This is a genomic window from Serratia sp. Z4, assembly GCF_009900725.1.
Lineage (GTDB): Bacteria > Pseudomonadota > Gammaproteobacteria > Enterobacterales > Enterobacteriaceae > Serratia > Serratia nematodiphila.
The window spans coordinates 1,148,748-1,166,342 of the sequence record NZ_JAAABD010000002.1 but is presented as its reverse complement, the minus strand read 5'-3'; the positions used below and the strand labels follow the sequence as shown (position 1 = coordinate 1,166,342).

Below are 17,595 nucleotides of genomic sequence, written 5' to 3'. Positions count from 1 at the left end.
GTTGTGCGCCGGGGATTTCCTTTCCCGTACCCCCTCCCGATAGAAAGTGCGCCTGCTCGCAGTTTTGATCTCTGCCGGTTTGCCAAATGTAACCGTTTGGTTAACAATGACCTCATCAGGTCAGACCTCTTTCTGCCCATTGCGCTGACGTTATTTTCTTCAGGAGCATTTATGAGTAAGGCACTGCCGTTGGTGACCCGTCATGGTGACCGCATTGCGATTGTGAATGGACTGCGTACCCCCTTTGCCAAACAGGCGACCGCCTATCACGGCATTCCGGCGGTGGATTTAGGGAAAACGGCGGTGAGCGAGCTGTTGGCGCGCAGCGGTATCGATCCGCAGCTTATCGAGCAGTTGGTGTTCGGCCAGGTGGTGCAAATGCCCGAGGCGCCGAACATCGCGCGTGAAATCGTGCTGGGCACCGGCATGAGCGTCCATACCGACGCCTACAGCGTGTCGCGCGCCTGCGCCACCAGCTTCCAGGCGATCGCCAACGTGGCGGAGAGCATCATGGCCGGCAGCATCAGCGTCGGCATCGCCGGCGGGGCGGACTCTTCTTCCGTCTTGCCGATCGGCGTCAGCAAGGCGTTGGCGCGCACGTTGGTGGACGTCAACAAGGCGCGCACGCTGTCGCAGCGCCTCAAATTGTTCAGCCGGCTGAAATTCCGCGATCTGATGCCGGTGCCGCCGGCGGTGGCGGAGTATTCCACCGGCCTGCGCATGGGCGATACCGCCGAACAGATGGCGAAAAGCCACGGCATCACCCGTGAAGCGCAAGATGCGCTGGCGCACCGTTCCCACGAGCTGGCGGCCAAGGCCTGGCGGGAGGGGTGGCTGCGCGATGAGGTGATGACCGCCTACGTGCCGCCATACCGCGCGCAGCTTTCCGAAGACAACAACATCCGTAAAGACTCCAGCCTGGCGTCCTACGCCAAGCTGAAACCGGCGTTCGATCGCAAACACGGCAGCGTCACTGCGGCCAACAGCACGCCGTTGACCGACGGCGCGGCGGCGGTACTGATGATGAGCGAATCGCGCGCCAAAGAGCTGGGCCTGCAGCCGCTCGGCTATCTGCGCAGTTTCGCTTTCGCCGCCATCGACGTGTGGGAAGACATGCTGCTGGGGCCTTCCTACGCCACGCCGCTGGCGCTGGATCGCGCCGGCATCGGTCTGGCCGATCTGACGCTCATCGATATGCATGAAGCTTTCGCCGCGCAAACGCTGGCTAACCTGAAGATGTTCGCCAGCGAAGCGTTCGCCCGTGAGAAGCTTGGCCGCAGCCAGGCGATCGGCGAGGTGGACATGGACAAATTCAACGTCCTGGGCGGTTCCATCGCCTATGGCCACCCGTTCGCCGCCACCGGCGCGCGCATGATCACCCAGACGCTGCGTGAGCTGAAACGCCGCGGCGGCGGGCTGGGCCTGACCACCGCCTGCGCCGCCGGCGGGTTAGGGGCCGCGATGATCGTGGAGGTGGAATAATGAGTTTCGAAAACGCATTGCATGAACAGCGCGCCAAACCGTCGGCCTTTCAACTGACGATCCGCCCCGACAACATCGGGGTGATCACCATCGACGTGCCGGGCGACAAGGTCAATACGCTCAAGGCCGAGTTCGTCGAACAGGTGAACGACGTGCTGATCCGGGCGCAGCAGCACACTGCACTGGAAGGGCTGGTGATCGTTTCCGGCAAGCCGGACTCGTTTATCGCCGGCGCCGACATCACCATGATCGCCGCCTGCACCAGCGCCAAAGAGGCGGAAACGCTGGCCAAGAAAGGGCAGAGCACGCTGGCGCAGATCGCCGCTTTCCCGGTGCCGGTGGTAGCGGCCATCCACGGCGCCTGCCTGGGCGGCGGGCTGGAATTGGCGCTGGCCTGCCACGGCCGCGTCTGTTCGCTGGATGACAAAACCGCGCTCGGTCTGCCGGAAGTGCAGCTGGGCCTGCTGCCGGGCTCTGGCGGCACTCAGCGCCTGCCGCGCCTGATAGGCGCCGCCAAGGCGCTGGACATGATCCTGACCGGCAAGCACATTCGCGCCCGCCAGGCGCTGCGCATGGGGCTGGTGGACGACGCCGTGCCGCAATCGATCCTGTTGCAGACCGCCATCGAGCGGGTGAAACAGGGCTGGAAACATCAGCGCGAGCTGCCGTGGCAGGATCGCCTGCTCAACGGCCCGCTGGGCAGAAATCTGCTGTTCAGCATCGTGCGCAAGAAAACGTTGGCGAAAACCCACGGCAACTACCCGGCGGCGGAGCGCATTATTCAGGTGGTGCGCACCGGGCTGGATCACGGCAGCGCCAGCGGCTATGAGGCCGAAGCGCGCGCCTTTGGCGAGCTGGCGATGACGCCGCAGTCGGCGGCGTTGCGCAGCCTGTTCTTCGCCTCCACCGCGCTGAAAAAAGAGCGGGGCGGCAATGCTCAGCCGCATGCCCTGCATCGCGTCGGCATTCTCGGCGGCGGCCTGATGGGCGGCGGCATCGCCTGTGTCACCGCCACGCGCGGCGGTTTGCCGGTGCGCATCAAAGACATCAATGAAACCGGCATCAATCATGCGCTGAAATACAGCTGGGACGTGCTCGGCAAACGGGTACGCAGCAAGCGCATGCGCCCGGCGGAGCGGCAAAAGCAGATGATGTTGATCTCCGGCTCCACCGATTACACCGGCTTCGCGCAGGTGGATATCGTGGTCGAGGCGGTGTTTGAGGATCTGGCGCTGAAGCAGAAAATGGTGGCCGAGGTCGAAGCGAACTGCGCGCCGCATACCGTGTTCGCCTCCAACACCTCTTCGCTGCCTATCGGCCACATCGCCGAACAGGCCCAGCGGCCGCAGCAGGTGATCGGTCTGCACTACTTCAGCCCGGTGGATAAAATGCCGCTGGTGGAAGTGATCCCGCACGCCGGCACCAGCGAACAAACCATCGCCACCACCGTAGCGCTGGCGCACAAGCAGGGCAAGACCGCCATCGTGGTGGGCGACAGCGCCGGTTTTTATGTCAACCGCATCCTGGCGCCGTACATCAACGAAGCGGCGCGCTGCCTGCTGGAAGGCGAGCCCATTGAATCGCTGGACAAAGCGCTGGTGGACTTCGGCTTCCCGGTCGGCCCTATCACCCTGCTGGATGAAGTGGGCATCGACGTCGGCACCAAAATCATTCCCGTGCTGGTCGAGGCGCTGGGGTCGCGTTTCGCCGCGCCGGCCGCGTTCGATGCGGTGCTGAAAGACGGGCGCAAAGGGCGCAAGAACGGCCGCGGCTTCTATCTCTACCCGAGCGAAGGGCAGCAGCGTCAGCGGCGTAAGCGCGCGGATACCTCATTGTATACGTTGCTCGGCGTCACGCCGAAGGCGCACATGCTGCCGGCGACCGTCGCCCAGCGCTGCGTGATGATGATGCTGAACGAAGCGGCGCGCTGCCTGGATGAAGGCGTGATCCGCAGCGCGCGCGACGGCGATATCGGTGCGGTGTTCGGCATCGGTTTCCCGCCGTTCCTCGGCGGCCCGTTCCGCTATATGGACGAGCTCGGCGCCGAGAAAGTGGTGAAGACGCTGGACTACCTGCGCCAGCAGCACGGCGAGCACTTCGCGCCGTGCGAGCGCTTGCAGCGCATGGCGCAGCAGGGCGAGCGCTTTTACCCGCTGGGGAGCTGAACGCAGGGCGGCCCGATTTGCACTATAGTTGCAACAGGGCCGCGTTGTGATCGCCATCACTCCTTGCGACAGCGTCAGCCGGTGAGGCTGTACAGCAAGGCTGAGGCAGCGGTAAGTTAGCTTGACCGCCATCAATAAATTTCATGGCGGCAAGGTTAAAATTTAACCCGTTGAATTGATTGTTCTGTGAGCAATCGAGGTTTGCCCGGGGAGGGTTGCTGTAAAAAACAGCGTTTTCTTTAGGCAAACTTTCAGGCAAAATGCCCGGCCGCCATAAAGAGACGGCGCGTTATCGTTTTAAAGCTTTGGCTTTGGGTTGGAAAACTCGGCGGTACAGCACGCACGGCGTTTCTGTATAGCGTTACTTTGTCAACAACAGCGGTGCAATATGCAAGTTTTGATTATGCGTCACGGAGAGGCGGCGCTCGAGGCAGCCAGCGATGCGGTAAGGCCCCTTACCCTGTGCGGCCGCGACGAGTCCCGTCAGATGGCGGCCTGGTTGAACACCAAGTCTGTGGATATTGAACGCGTGCTGGTCAGCCCCTATCTGCGGGCCGAACAGACGCTGGCGACGGTGCGTGAAGCCTTGACGCTGCCGGAGGGCGAAGAAGTGCTGCCCGAGCTGACGCCGGGCGGCAACGCCGAACAGGTCGGCAGCTATCTGCAGGCGCTGGCGATGCAAGGGGTGAGCTCGGTGCTGATCGTGTCGCACCTGCCGCTGGTGGGGTATCTGGTGGCGGAACTGTGTCCGGGCGAGTGCCCGCCGATGTTCGCGACCTCGGCGATCGCCAACGTCGATCTGCCGGCGGACGGCAGCTACGGCAAGTTTGAATGGCAGGTCAGCCCATCGCAGGTGATGGCCAAAGTGTGAACCGCGGATGCGGTGCGGAATAAACTCAGGGCGATGTCTGACATCGCCCTGAGTCGTTTCTGAGGGGGGTTACTCGGCCAGCTCCACCAGCAGCAGGATGGCGGCGTTGCCACCCCATTCCTTCGGCGCCTGGTGGAACGCCAGCACGTCGGGGTGCTGCGCCAGCCACAGCGGCGTTTGCTGCTTGAGGATATGCTTGCCGTGCCCGTGCATCACGCAGGCGCAGTGCACGTGCTCGCGTTTGCAGGCGGCGATCAGCGCCCCCAGCTCCTGCTTGGCCTGCAGCTGGGTCAGGCCGTGCAAATCGAGAAACAGCTCCGGCGAATAATCGCCGCGCCGCAGCTTCTTCAGCTCATACGGGCTGCTGCCGGGGCGCACGTAGCGCGTCGGACCTTCCTCTTCCAGCTGCGGCTGGTATTCATCTGAAAAATAATAGCTGGCATCGACCTGCTCCTGCAGCAATCGCTGCGGCGCAATCTGTTTGACCTTGGGCTTCGGCGGGCGGTGGACGATGGTGTCCTGGCGCAGCTTTTTCGCGCCCGCCACCGACTCTCTGAAGAGCTGTTGTTCGTCTTTGCTCAGAGGGGGCTTGTTCTTCATGCTTCATTCACCGGAAATCGTTTATTTCGCTAGTTTACCTTGTGAATGAGCGCTGTCGACGCAAAACTCGGGCCAGAGTGAAAAGCGCGAGGGGCAAGCGTGATTTGTCGCGGGCTTCATGGCAAACTATGCGGCTAAATCATGAAACACAGCGCCTGCCGGAGGGCAAATTGGACAAAATTTTCGTCGACGAAGCAGTGAACGAACTGCACACCATTCAAGATATGCTGCGCTGGACGGTAAGCCGCTTCAACGCCGCCAATATCTATTATGGTCACGGAACCGATAATCCGTGGGACGAAGCGGTGCAATTGGTGCTGCCAAGCCTGTTCCTGCCGTTGGACATTCCGGAGGACATGCACACCGCCCGTCTGACTTCCAGCGAGCGCCATCGCATCGTTGAGCGCGTGATCCGCCGCGTCAACGAACGCATCCCGGTCGCCTATCTGACCAACAAGGCCTGGTTCTGCGGCATGGAATTTTACGTCGACGAGCGCGTGCTGGTGCCGCGTTCACCGATCGGCGAGCTGATCAACGATCGTTTCAGCGCGCTGATCCCGCACCCGCCGCGCCATATCCTCGACATGTGCACCGGCAGCGGCTGCATCGCCATCGCCTGCGGCTACGCTTTCCCGGAAGCGGAAGTGGACGCGGTGGACATCTCCAGCGAAGTGCTGGCGGTAACCGAGCGCAATATTCAGGCGCACGGCGTCGAACATCAGGTGATCCCGATCCGTTCCGATCTGTTCCGCGACGTTCCCGCGATCCAGTACGATCTGATCGTCACCAACCCGCCGTACGTCGATGCGGAAGACATGTCGGATCTGCCACAGGAGTTCCGCTTTGAGCCGGAACTGGGGCTGGCGGCGGGCAGCGACGGCCTGAAGCTGGTGCGCCGCATCCTGGCGTGCGCGCCGGACTATCTGACCGACGACGGCGTGCTGATTTGTGAAGTGGGCAACAGCATGGTACATCTGATGGAACAATATCCGGACATCCCGTTCACTTGGCTGGAATTCGAAAACGGCGGCGACGGCGTGTTCATGCTGACCAAGCAGCAGCTGGTGGATTGCAAGGATCACTTCAGCCTCTATCGCAGCTAAGCCGCATTTCCAAGGCCCGCATGGCGGGCCGCATAACGATAAAAGACTAACGGTAAGGAGCCGTGATGGCAGGAAACAGTATTGGGCAGATTTTCCGCGTCACCACCTTCGGTGAATCTCACGGGGTGGCGCTGGGTTGTATCGTCGACGGCGTGCCGCCCGGCATCCCGCTCACCGAAGCCGATTTGCAACACGATCTGGACCGCCGTCGTCCGGGCACCTCGCGTTACACCACCCAGCGCCGTGAACCGGATCAGGTGCGCATTCTCTCCGGCGTATTCGAAGGCGTGACCACCGGCACCAGCATCGGTCTGATCATTGAAAACACCGATCAGCGCTCGCAAGACTACAGCGCCATCAAAGACGTGTTCCGTCCAGGGCATGCCGACTACACCTACGAACAGAAATACGGTCTGCGCGACTATCGCGGCGGCGGCCGCTCTTCGGCGCGTGAAACCGCCATGCGCGTCGCGGCGGGTGCTATCGCCAAGAAATACCTGCAGCAGAAGTTCGGCGTGCAGGTGCGCGGCTATCTGGCGCAGATCGGCGACGTGACCTGCGAGCTGAAAGACTGGGATCAGGTCGAACAGAACCCGTTCTTCTGCCCGGATCCGGACAAGCTGGAAGCGCTGGACGAACTGATGCGCGCGCTGAAAAAAGAGGGTGACTCCATCGGCGCCAAGGTCAGCGTGATTGCTGAAAACGTGCCGGTTGGCCTGGGTGAGCCGGTGTTTGACCGCCTCGATGCCGATCTGGCGCACGCGCTGATGAGCATCAACGCGGTGAAAGGCGTGGAGATCGGCGACGGGTTCGCCGTGGTGACCAAACGCGGCAGCGAAAACCGCGATGAAATCACCCCGGAAGGCTTCCAGAGCAACCATGCCGGCGGCATTCTCGGCGGCATCAGCAGCGGCCAACCGGTGATCGCGCATCTGGCGCTGAAGCCGACCTCCAGCATTATGGTGCCGGGGCGCACCATCAATCGCCAGGGCGAAGCGGTGGAAATGGTCACCCGTGGTCGCCACGATCCGTGCGTGGGCATCCGCGCCGTGCCGATCGCCGAAGCGATGATGGCGATCGTGTTGATGGATCACCTGCTGCGCCAGCGCGCGCAAAACGGTGATGTGGTTTCCGACGTACCGCGCTGGTAATCGCCATGAAAAACTGGATGTTGGGCCTGGTGGCCCTGACGGCCTCCGCTTCCGCCATGGCGCTGACGCCGTGGCAGAAAATCGATCATCCGGTGGCCGGCGCGCCGCAGGCGGTGGGCGGTTTCGCCAACGGCTGCGTCATCGGCGCGCAGCCGTTGCCGCTGAACTCACCGAACTACCAGGTGATGCGTACCGACCAGCGCCGCTATTTCGGCCATCCGGATCTGCTGGCGTTCATACAGCGCCTCAGCAGCAAAGCGAACCAGAAAGCGCTGGGCACGGTGCTGATCGGCGATATGGCGATGCCGGCCGGCGGGCGCTTCAGCAGCGGCCACGCCAGCCACCAGTCTGGGCTCGACGTCGACATCTGGCTGCAGCTGCCGCGCCAACGCTGGAGCGCGCAGCAATTGCTCAAGCCGCAGCCGATCGACCTGGTGTCGGGCGACGGCAAGCAGGTGGTGGCGAACCAATGGCAACCGCAAATTGAGTCGCTGATCAAGCTGGCGGCGCAGGATGCGGAGGTGACGCGTATCTTCGTCAACCCGGCGATCAAGCAGCGTCTGTGTCTGGACGCCGGCGCCGATCGCGCCTGGTTGCACAAGGTGCGGCCGTGGTTCGGCCACCGTGCGCACATGCACGTGCACCTGCGTTGCCCGGCCGGCAGCCTGGAGTGCCAGGAGCAGGATACGCCGCCGCCGGGCGACGGCTGCGGCGCCGAACTGGCGAGCTGGTTCGTGCCGCATCAGCCGAACGCGAAGCCGGGCAAATCCGTGCCGCCGCCGTTGCCGCCGACCTGTCAGGCATTGCTGGATCACCATTTCTCAGCGGAATAACTCATGGACTGGTTCGTCATTGGCCCCGAGATGCTCGGGGTGTTGTTTGCGGTAGCGCTGCTGGCGGGGTTTATCGACTCTATCGCCGGCGGCGGCGGATTACTGACGGTGCCGGCCTTGCTGGCAGTGGGGGTTCCTCCGGCGCAGGCGCTGGCGACCAATAAGCTGCAGTCGGTCGGCGGCTCCTTCTCCGCCAGTCTGTACTTCATTCGTCGGCGAGCGGTGAACCTCAACGACCAGAAGCTGACGATTTTTCTGACGCTGATCGGCTCGATCGCCGGCGCCATTCTGGTGCAGCATATGCGCGCCGATGTGCTGCGGCAGATGTTGCCGCTGCTGGTGATCGGCATCGGTCTCTACTTCCTGCTGATGCCGCGCCTGGGTGAGGAAGATCGTCAACGCCGCCTCGGCGCCTTGCCGTTCGGGCTGGTGGCCGGCGGCTGCGTCGGGTTTTACGACGGCTTCTTCGGCCCCGGCGCCGGCTCATTCTACGCGCTGGCCTATGTGACGCTGTGCGGTTTCAACCTCGCCAAGTCCACGGCGCACGCCAAGGTGCTGAACTTTACCTCCAACGTCGGCGGGCTGGCGCTGTTCATCATCGGCGGCAAGGTGGTGTGGAGCATCGGTCTGGTGATGCTGGTGGGGCAGGTGCTGGGGGCGCGTTTGGGCGCGCACATGGTGCTGACTCGCGGGCAGAAACTGATTCGGCCGATGATCGTGATCGTCTCGCTGGTGATGAGCCTCAAGCTGCTGTACGACAATCACGGCGCAGAGATTCAGCAGTGGCTGTCCGCCTTCTTGCACGGTTAAAGATGAAGAGGGTGCGCTGCTTACGCGCCCTGTCTTATCGGGTATAATGGCCTCTTTATTTTTGTGGTTATAGAGTTTTTATGTCAGACACGCAGACCCGTCATCACTATGAGCAGTTGATCGCGATCTTCAATCGCTGCTTCAGCGATGACTACAACACCCGCCTGGTGAAGGGCGACGACGAACCGATCTACCTGCCGGCCGACGACGAATTGCCGTATCACCGCATCGTGTTCGCCCACGGTTTCTACGCCAGCGGCCTGCACGAAATTTCGCACTGGTGCATCGCCGGTGAAGCGCGCCGCCAATTGGTGGACTTCGGTTATTGGTATTGCCCGGACGGGCGCGACGCGCAGACCCAGAGCGAATTCGAAGCCGTGGAGATAAAACCGCAGGCACTGGAATGGATGTTCTGCGTGGCGGCCGGTTTCCCGTTCAACGTCAGCTGCGACAACCTGAACGGCGACTGCGAGCCGGATCGCATCGCGTTTCAACGCAAGGTGCGCGCCCGGGTATTGGCGCTGCTGGAGCAGGGAATACCCACAAGGCCTGCGCGCTTTATTCAGGCGCTGCAATCGTTCTACAATACGCCACCGTTGGCGGCCGAGCATTTTCCGTATCCGGAAGATCTCAACTGACGCCACAGCCCGTTATTTAATGAGGAAATTTGATGATCGCAGAATTTGAAGCGCGCATTTTGGCGCTGATTGATGACATGGTAGAGCACGCCAGCGATGATGAACTGTTTGCCGGTGGCTACCTGCGCGGTCATCTGACGCTGGCGGTGGCCGAGGCGGAAGAGCAGGGCGAACACACCGCCGCAGCGCTGAAAGCGCGGGTGGAGGAGAGCCTGCACAAAGCGATCGCCGCCGGGGAACTCTCGCCGCCGGATCAGATCCTGGTGCGTGGCATGTGGGAAAACCTCTATCAGGCTGCAACCCCTGCCGCCTGATCGTCATGCCGGGGCGCGTCGCCGCGCCCCTCAAGGTTGATTAAACCGCACGTCCTTTCAGCAATTTCCGCACCCACATCCGATTCGGATTCAACGCCGCCAGCAGGCGCGCATCGCCCGGCAACGGCTCGCCGAACAGCTGCGCCGCCAAAATTTCCGCCGCCAGGGGCGCCGAGCACAAGCCGCGCGAGCCTAACCCGCCGATAGCGAACAGGCCGGGATAGACCGGCGCATCGGCGACGGTTTCGCCGCGCTGGTTCTGCCGCTGCAAATCCTGATACTGCGTCAACGTGGCCTGATAGTCCGGCAGCGCGCCGACCATCGGCAAATGATCGCGGGTGGCGCTGCGCACGCCGCAGCGCGCCTGCTGAGCGCTGACGTCCACCTGCTGCGGCCAGGTCTGTTCCGGCAGGCAGCGCAGCAGGCGTTCACGGTTTTCCTGTTGCTCCTGCTCGCGGTAGTCGGTGGCGATGTCGCCGCGCTGGTAACTGGCGCCGATGCAGTGCTGGCCGTTGTTGGCATTAACCGGCGTCAGGTAGCCGTCGTAACACAAGACCTGTTTCAATTGACCGAGGGCCGGCGAACTTGGGATATGCGACACCTGCCCGCGTACCGAATACAGCGGCAGGGCTTCCGTCGGCGCCAGTTCGGCCAGCCGGTGGCCGTTGGCCAGGATCACCGTCGCATGGCGCCGGCTGTCGCCGTGGGCGAAATCGATGCGCCAGCCGTTTTCTTCCTGCGTCAGCCTCTGTGCATCGTGCCGGTAGTGGCAGACCAAGCCCTGACGCTGCGCCAGCGCGATAGCGCCGCGCGTCAGCTCGGCCGGGCACAGCCAGCCGCCTAGCGGGTAGGTGATGCCGCCAAAGCCGGTATCGACGCCGCACCGATCGCTGAGAGTCTCGCGGTCGGCCGCCGTCGCCAAGGCCTGCGGCCAGTCGGTTTTCAGCATATTGGCGATCTTGGCGCCGCTCTTTTCGTCATAGGCCAACTGGCTGACGCCGCACCACTGGTGATCAAAGGCGACGCCTTGTTGCAACAGCGCGTCGTACTGGCGACGGGCGAAGGGAAACGCGGCGCTGAAGAAACTCTCCAACACGTCGCCGCTGCCGTTCAGTAAAGGATAAATCGCGCCCTGGCGGTTGCCGGATGCGCCTTCGGCCGCCTGCTCATCGGCGCAGTACAGCGTGACGGTGGCGCCGCGCCGCAGCAAGGCCAGCGCAGTGAGCGCGCTGGCGACGCCGCCGCCGATCAGGGCGATGTCGGCGGTGTTGTCCGCCGCCGGGCGTCGATACCAAGGCGCCGGATGTGCGGCGGGCTGCGTATCGGCCGGGAGTTCGCCGGCGAGCATCTCACGCTTTTGGCCGAAGCCTTTGCAGCGGTTGACCTGAAAACCGGCCTGTTGCAAGCCGCGACGCACGAAGCCGGCGGCGGTAAAGGTGGCGAAGCTGCCTCCCGGCCGGGCGAAACGCGCCATGGCGGCGAACAGTTGATCGGTCCACATGTCGGGGTTTTTTGCCGGCGCGAAGCCGTCGAGGAACCAGGCATCCACCTGGTTATTCATGCTGGCGTCAAACTGCGGCAGCAGATCGTTGACGTCGCCGAACCACAGATCGAGCGTAATGCGGCCTTCGGCCAACAGCAGGCGATGGCACCCCGGCAACGGCAGCGGCCATTGGGCGCGCAGTTCGTCGGCGTAAGGGGCCAGCTCCGGCCAGCGCGCATGCGCCGCCGCCAGGTCAGCCTGCTGCAGGGGAAATTTTTCGAAGCTGATAAAGTGCAGGCGCTGCAGCGTCGCGTCCGGCTCGGCCTGGCGGAAGCCGGCGAAGGCCTGCCACAGCGTGAGGAAATTGAGCCCGGTGCCGAACCCGGTTTCCGCCACGACAAACAGTGAGCGCGGGTGGGCGGCGAAACGCTGCGGCAGCCGATTGCCGTGCAGGAAGACGTAGCGGGTTTCTTCCAGCCCATCCTGATTGGAAAAATAGACGTCATCAAACTGTTTCGAAACAGGTGTACCCTGTTCGTTCCAGGTTAGCGTTGCGGTTTGGATGGGGGCGTGGTTCACGGTCAATGGCTCGAAATTCAAGGGATGCCGCGAATTCTAACGGCGCTGGCGCCCCGGCGCAAACTGGACGACAATAAAGCTGAAAAACGCTGATCGGACTTGTTCGGCTTACATCTGTACGCTAAAGTGCGATGCAAAATCCCGTAGGTAAATAGTGGAAGAGGTATTGAATGAAACGTGCAGTGATTACTGGCCTGGGAGTTGTCTCCAGCATTGGTAATAACCAGCAGGAGGTCCTGGCAAGCCTGCAGGAAGGACGTTCTGGGATCACTTTCTCCCAGGAGCTGAAAGATTCCGGCATGCGTAGTCACGTATGGGGGCAAGTTAAGCTCGACACTACCGGCCTGATCGACCGCAAGGCGGTGCGTTTCATGAGCGACGCTTCCATTTATGCCTTCCTGGCGATGCAAGAAGCGATCGCTTCTTCCGGTTTGAAGGAAGAAGAGTATCAAAACAACCCGCGCGTGGGCCTGATCGCCGGTTCCGGCGGCGGTTCTCCGCGCTTCCAGGTGTTCGGCGCCGATGCGATGCGCAGCCCGCGTGGCTTGAAAGCGGTTGGCCCATACGTGGTCACCAAAGCCATGGCTTCCGGCGTTTCCGCCTGCCTGGCGACGCCATTCAAAATCCACGGCGTGAACTACTCCATCAGCTCCGCTTGCGCGACCTCCGCACACTGCATCGGTAACGCGGTTGAGCAAATCCAGCTGGGCAAACAGGACATCGTGTTCGCCGGCGGCGGCGAAGAGCTGTGCTGGGAAATGGCCTGCGAGTTCGATGCGATGGGCGCGCTGTCCACCAAGTACAACGACACGCCGGAAAAAGCCTCTCGCACCTACGACGCCGATCGTGACGGTTTCGTCATCGCCGGCGGCGGCGGCATGGTGGTGGTTGAAGAACTGGAGCACGCGCTGGCGCGCGGCGCACATATCTACGCAGAAATCGTTGGCTACGGCGCAACGTCTGACGGCGCCGACATGGTTGCACCTTCGGGCGAAGGCGCAGTGCGCTGCATGAAGATGGCGATGCAGGATCTGGACGCGCCGATCGACTACATCAACGTGCACGGCACCTCCACACCGGTGGGCGACGTGAAAGAGCTGGGCGCCATTCGCGAAGTGTTCGGCGACAATACCCCGGCCATCTCCTCCACCAAGGCGATGACCGGTCACTCGCTGGGCGCCGCGGGCGTGCAGGAAGCGATCTACAGCCTGTTGATGCTGGAGCACGGCTTTATCGCACCGAGCATCAACATCGAAACCCTGGATGAACAGGCGGTCGGCATGAACATCGTGACTCAGCCGACTCAGCGCGAGCTGACCACCGTGATGTCCAACAGCTTCGGCTTCGGCGGCACCAACGCCACCCTGGTGATGCGCAAACTGGCGAAATAATTCCGCCTGAGCTTCACCTCGCCATCAAGCCCGCGTTTTCGCGGGCTTTTTACTGCCCTAAGCCCATTTGACGGGCGCTCGGAGTTTTCCCAAATCACATCCCCTGACACATCATTACCTCGCCATTACACGCGTTGGGCATACAATAGCCTGGTAGCATGATTATCGCTCGGCGTAGCTTTCTAAAGTGATCGAACATTGAGGCAAGAAGTATGAAAAAGTTAATTGCGGTTGGGTTACTGTCGGCCGTGTTGGCCGGATGCGCCACCGATTCTCCCTGCGTGCCGGTCTATGATGACCAGGGGCGTCTGGTGCACACCAACACCTGCATGAAGGGTACCACTCAGGATAACTGGGAAACCGCGGGCGCGATCGCCGGCGGCGCGGCGGCGGTTGCCGGTCTGACCCTTGGCATCATCGCGCTGACCAAGTGATCGGCGCGGAACAGGACCAAGCCCGGCCATTGCGTGCTGGGCTTTTTTTATCTCACTGCACCAAAAACGCTTTGAACTGCGGCGTCATCACGGCGCTGAAGCCGTCGTCGGTTTTACTGATCAGGTAGACCGCCAGCCCTTTCTCTTCCGCGAGCTGCAACGCTTTCTCCGGGCCCAGCACCATCAAACCGGTATCCCAGCCGTCGGCCTCGAGCGCGGTCGGGGCGATCACCGTGGCGGAAACCAGCCGGTGGTTGATCGGCCTGCCGGTGGTCGGATCGATGACATGGGAGTAGCGCTGGCCGTTTTGTTCAAAGTAGTTGCGATAGCTGCCGGCGGTGCTGATGCCGTAACCGTGCAGATCCACCAGCGCCTGTACCGCATTTTCACGGTCGGTCGGCTTTTGGATCGCCACCCGCCAGGGCTTGCCCTGGCCGTTGACGCCACGTGAAGAGACCGCACCACCGACCGATACCAGGTAGTTGGTAATGCCGTGACGGTTCATCAGGCGCACCAGCTCATCGGCGCCATAGCCTTCGCCCAGCGTCGAGAGATCGACATACATGCCCGGCAGATCTTTTTGCAGCCACTCCCCGCGGTTGTCGCTGATCAGCTTCAGGTGCTGCAGGCCGGTGCGCTGCTTTGCCGCGTCGATCTGCGCCTGTTCCGGCACCTTGACCGGATGTTTGTCGGGACCGAACCCCCACAGGTTCACCAAGGGGCCGACGGTGATGTCCATGGCGCCGCCGGTATCGCGGCCGATGCGTTGAGCCATCAACACGATGTCCGCCATGCCGCGCGGGATAGGCTGCGGTTCGAGGCTAACATTGCGGTTAAACCTCGACAGCACCGAATTGGCGCGGTAGGTCGAGATGTCGTCGTTGGCCCGTTCGAGCACCGTGTCGATCTGCCGCTGCAATTCTTGTTTGCCGATCGCGACGTCACCGCTGACTTTTACGCTGTAGAAAGTGCCCATGGTTTTGCCATCAATATCGATTTGCGGGCGGGAGGAGGCGTCGTCGCAGGCGGCGAGCAGGGCGCATAAGGCGCTCAACAGCGCTCCTTTGGCGAACAGGGAAGCCATAACATGTCCTTTGAAACCGTGAAAGCCGCTACAAATAAAGTAAAGTGCGGCAAATGAAAAGCGGATAAAGGTAAAATAGCATTTTGCTGGCGCTGAAGCCGCGTCTGAGCTAACGTCTGCCCATTCTTTTCGGTGAGGTTCACACTGCCGCTATGAGTTCAACCGCCATTTCCCGGCTCATCCATCCCTTTGCCAAAGACCGTTTCTTGCATGCATTGCTGCTGGCCGGCGTGGCGATGTTCGCCTTTCATCCGCAGCCGCTGGCAGCGCTGGGTGGTTTTATCGACGGCCGTACCCTCATCACCCTGTTGGGGCTGATGCTGCTGACCAAAGGGGTGGAGGTCAGCGGCTACTTCGATTTTGTCGGCCGCAAGATTATCAACCGCTTGCACAGCGAACGGCGGCTGGCGCTGTTCCTGGTGTTCTCCGCCGCGCTGTTGTCGTCATTTCTGACTAACGACGTAGCGCTGTTTATCGTCATTCCGCTCACCATCACGCTGAAAAAGCTGTCGGCGCTGCCGGTCGGCCGCCTGATCATCTTCCAGGCGCTGGCGGTGAACGCCGGTTCGCTGCTGACGCCGATCGGCAACCCGCAAAATATCCTGCTGTGGAGCCGTTCCGGCCTCTCTTTCCTCGGTTTCATCGGCCAGATGGCGCCGTTTGGCGCCGCAATGATGTTGAGCCTGCTGGCGCTGACCTGGTTCAGCTTCCCGGCGCGCGACATCGTGAAAACGCCGAATACCGAGGGCTATCCCTACCAGCGGCCGCTGTTGCTGAGCTGTGTAGGGCTGTATGCGGTTTTCCTGCTGTGTCTCGATTTCGATCTGCCGTTGTATGGGCTGCTGGCGGTGTTCGCCGGTTTCTTGCTGCTGGCGCGCCGAGTGCTGTTGCAGATCGACTGGAGCCTGATTTTCGTGTTCGCCGCCATGTTCATCGATGTCGGCCTGTTTACCCGTTTGCCGCCGCTTCAGCCGGCGTTCGCCGCCATCGCCGGGCTGAGCGAGGGGAGCGTGTATGCGTTGGGCGTCGGGCTGTCGCAGATCGTCAGCAACGTGCCGGCCACCATACTGTTGCTCAACTATGTGCCTTCCAGCGCTCAGCTGGCCTATGCGGTCAACGCCGGCGGCTTCGGGTTGGCGATCGGATCGCTCGCCAACCTGATTGCGTTGCGCATGGCGGGGGAGCGCAAGATCTGGTTGCGCTTCCACTATTATTCGCTGCCGCTGTTGGCATGGGCCGCGTTGCTCGGTTGGGTGATGAGCTAAGCCGGTTGGCCGCTTTGCCGCGCGGCCAGCAGGCAAATGCTGCGGGTCACCTGATAGGATTTCACGAAGGCGCTGACGGGTAAAAACTCGAAGCGCGAGTGGAAGTTATGCGCGCCGGTGAAGTAATTGGGCGTCAGGATGCCGCGGCTGGAGAGCGCCGCGCCGTCGGTGCCGCCGCGCATCGGGATCACCTTCGGCGGGATGCCGTGGGCGGCGAGGGCGCCGAAGATCAGATCGATAGCGCGCCGGTCCTCGCCGATGGCGTTGCTGATGTTGCTGTAGATGTCGCTGACGCTGCAGCTGACGTTGGCGCGCGGATAGTTGGCCGCCACCTGGCGCACCGTCTCCTCAAGGCGGGCCTTGCGCGCCTCGAACGCCGCGCGATCGAAGTCGCGAATCGACACCTTCAGCGTCGCCTGATTGGCGTTGGCGGCCAGATCGGTGAACCAGAAATAACCCTCGCGCCCCTCGGTGTGCTCCGGGGTATCCTGCACGTCGAATCGATTGATGATGTCGTTGGCGATGCGTATCGGGTTGATTAATACGTTTTTCGCCGACATCGGGTGGGCGGTCACTCCCTCGATGCGGATCTCCGCCGCCGCCGCGTTGAAATTCTCGTACACCACTTCACCCAGTTCGCAGCAGTCGATGGTGTAGGCGAAATCGACGGGGAAACGCTGCAGATCCAGCGCTTTGGCGCCGCGCAGGCCGATCTCTTCGTCCGGCACGAACGCCACCACGATATCGCCGTGGCGATCGGCTGCGGTCAGGTTGGCCAGCAGCGTCATCACCACGGTGACCGCCGCCTTATTGTCGGCGCCCAGCACGCTGGTGCCGTCGCTGAACAGGATCTCTTCGTTTCGGTAGGGCAGGATCTCCGGATGCTCGGCGGTACGCAGCCAGATGCCTTGCTCGGCGTTCAGGCATAAATCTTCGCCGGTGAAGCGCAGGCGCTGCGGGCGAATCTCGGGTGACAGGCCGACGTCCACGGTGTCGATATGCGTGATGAAGCCGATGCGCGGCGCGCCGGGTTGGGTGCCGGGCTTGCGGGCGGTGACGGTGGCGTGCTCGTCGATCTGCACGTCGGCCAGGCCGAGCCGGCGCAGCTCGTCGGCCAACAGTTGCGCCATCTCATGCTGCCCCGGCGTGCTGGGCAGGGTGGCTGCGGCGGCGTTGCTCTGGCTGGTCACCGCCAGATAGCGGAAGAAACGTTCGGTAAGCTGTTCGGCAATCGGGCTGGTCATCGGAACTCCTCGCGGTTGGCAATCTACCGGTTTTAAAACGAAATCAGCCGTTTGTCCAACGGTGCAATGCGTAAACCGCCAGAATGCGAAGCATCGCGCAGAAACGAAAAATAGCGGTGCAACTAGGAAATAGTCGCAGGTTTCTGCG

General features: G+C 62.2%; 16 protein-coding genes. 12 read left to right on the top strand and 4 right to left on the bottom strand.

From position 1 onward, the window contains the following. The first annotated feature begins 171 nt into the window (after positions 1-171). From fadI to sixA, 3 genes are all read left to right on the top strand, one after another. Positions 172-1,482, top strand: a complete 1,311-nt coding sequence (gene fadI, locus GT753_RS13355; protein ID WP_004936237.1) for an acetyl-CoA C-acyltransferase FadI — start codon at positions 172-174, stop codon at positions 1,480-1,482. Continuing rightward, positions 1,482-3,647, top strand: a complete 2,166-nt coding sequence (gene fadJ / locus GT753_RS13350; RefSeq protein WP_160125663.1) for a fatty acid oxidation complex subunit alpha FadJ — start codon at positions 1,482-1,484, stop codon at positions 3,645-3,647. The genes fadI and fadJ overlap by 1 nt, the downstream gene beginning before the upstream one ends. Positions 3,648-4,035: 388 nt before the next feature. After that, a complete protein-coding gene (gene sixA, locus GT753_RS13345; RefSeq protein WP_004936230.1) occupies positions 4,036-4,518 on the top strand; it encodes a phosphohistidine phosphatase SixA in 483 nt (160 codons plus the stop codon). Between the two features lie 69 nt (positions 4,519-4,587). Here the strand turns inward: sixA and smrB are convergent, their stop codons facing one another. After that, positions 4,588-5,118, bottom strand: coding sequence for an endonuclease SmrB (smrB, locus tag GT753_RS13340; RefSeq protein ID WP_004936226.1), 531 nt, complete (start codon positions 5,116-5,118; stop codon positions 4,588-4,590). Between the two features lie 170 nt (positions 5,119-5,288). Here smrB and prmB point away from each other — a divergent pair, with 170 nt between their 5' ends. The 6 genes from prmB to GT753_RS13310 all read left to right on the top strand — a co-directional run bounded on the left by prmB (position 5,289) and on the right by GT753_RS13310 (position 9,967). After that, positions 5,289-6,221 (top strand): 50S ribosomal protein L3 N(5)-glutamine methyltransferase, encoded by a 933-nt coding sequence (prmB, locus tag GT753_RS13335; protein WP_025160157.1) that lies wholly within the window; start codon positions 5,289-5,291, stop codon positions 6,219-6,221. Between the two features lie 65 nt (positions 6,222-6,286). Next, on the top strand, positions 6,287-7,372 hold the full coding sequence (gene aroC / locus GT753_RS13330; protein WP_004936219.1) for a chorismate synthase: 1,086 nt from the start codon (positions 6,287-6,289) through the stop codon (positions 7,370-7,372). Between the two features lie 5 nt (positions 7,373-7,377). Further along, positions 7,378-8,205, top strand: a complete 828-nt coding sequence (gene mepA / locus GT753_RS13325) for a penicillin-insensitive murein endopeptidase (protein WP_160125662.1) — start codon at positions 7,378-7,380, stop codon at positions 8,203-8,205. Positions 8,206-8,208: 3 nt separating this feature from the next. Continuing rightward, entirely contained in the window at positions 8,209-9,015 is an 807-nt protein-coding gene (locus GT753_RS13320) for a sulfite exporter TauE/SafE family protein (RefSeq protein ID WP_015378616.1), read from the top strand. Between the two features lie 80 nt (positions 9,016-9,095). Beyond that, positions 9,096-9,653 carry an elongation factor P hydroxylase gene (locus GT753_RS13315; RefSeq protein ID WP_015378615.1) on the top strand — a complete coding sequence of 186 codons (558 nt, stop codon included), beginning with the start codon at positions 9,096-9,098 and terminating at the stop codon, positions 9,651-9,653. Positions 9,654-9,685: 32 nt separating this feature from the next. Further along, entirely contained in the window at positions 9,686-9,967 is a 282-nt protein-coding gene (locus GT753_RS13310) for a YfcL family protein (protein WP_004936209.1), read from the top strand. A gap of 40 nt (positions 9,968-10,007) precedes the next feature. Here GT753_RS13310 and mnmC read toward each other — a convergent pair whose 3' ends face one another. Further along, positions 10,008-12,029, bottom strand: coding sequence for a bifunctional tRNA (5-methylaminomethyl-2-thiouridine)(34)-methyltransferase MnmD/FAD-dependent 5-carboxymethylaminomethyl-2-thiouridine(34) oxidoreductase MnmC (gene mnmC / locus GT753_RS13305; protein ID WP_160125661.1), 2,022 nt, complete (start codon positions 12,027-12,029; stop codon positions 10,008-10,010). Positions 12,030-12,199: 170 nt separating this feature from the next. Here mnmC and fabB point away from each other — a divergent pair, with 170 nt between their 5' ends. Together fabB and GT753_RS13295 are read left to right on the top strand one after the other, a co-directional pair. After that, complete coding sequence (gene fabB / locus GT753_RS13300) at positions 12,200-13,420, top strand: beta-ketoacyl-ACP synthase I (protein WP_004936203.1); 1,221 nt, start codon at positions 12,200-12,202, stop codon at positions 13,418-13,420. Between the two features lie 212 nt (positions 13,421-13,632). After that, positions 13,633-13,854: a hypothetical protein gene (locus GT753_RS13295; RefSeq protein WP_004936201.1), complete on the top strand. Its 222-nt coding sequence runs from the start codon at positions 13,633-13,635 to the stop codon at positions 13,852-13,854. Positions 13,855-13,906: 52 nt separating this feature from the next. On the opposite strand, the gene apbE is transcribed toward GT753_RS13295, so the two are convergent. Then, positions 13,907-14,938, bottom strand: coding sequence for an FAD:protein FMN transferase ApbE (gene apbE, locus GT753_RS13290; protein ID WP_160125660.1), 1,032 nt, complete (start codon positions 14,936-14,938; stop codon positions 13,907-13,909). A gap of 152 nt (positions 14,939-15,090) precedes the next feature. On the opposite strand from apbE, the gene GT753_RS13285 reads away from it, so the two are divergent. After that, a complete protein-coding gene (locus GT753_RS13285) occupies positions 15,091-16,203 on the top strand; it encodes an SLC13 family permease (protein WP_060559993.1) in 1,113 nt (370 codons plus the stop codon). Here GT753_RS13285 and pepT read toward each other — a convergent pair. After that, positions 16,200-17,447: a peptidase T gene (gene pepT, locus GT753_RS13280; protein WP_004936192.1), complete on the bottom strand. Its 1,248-nt coding sequence runs from the start codon at positions 17,445-17,447 to the stop codon at positions 16,200-16,202. The genes GT753_RS13285 and pepT overlap by 4 nt on opposite strands. Positions 17,448-17,595 lie beyond the last annotated feature (148 nt).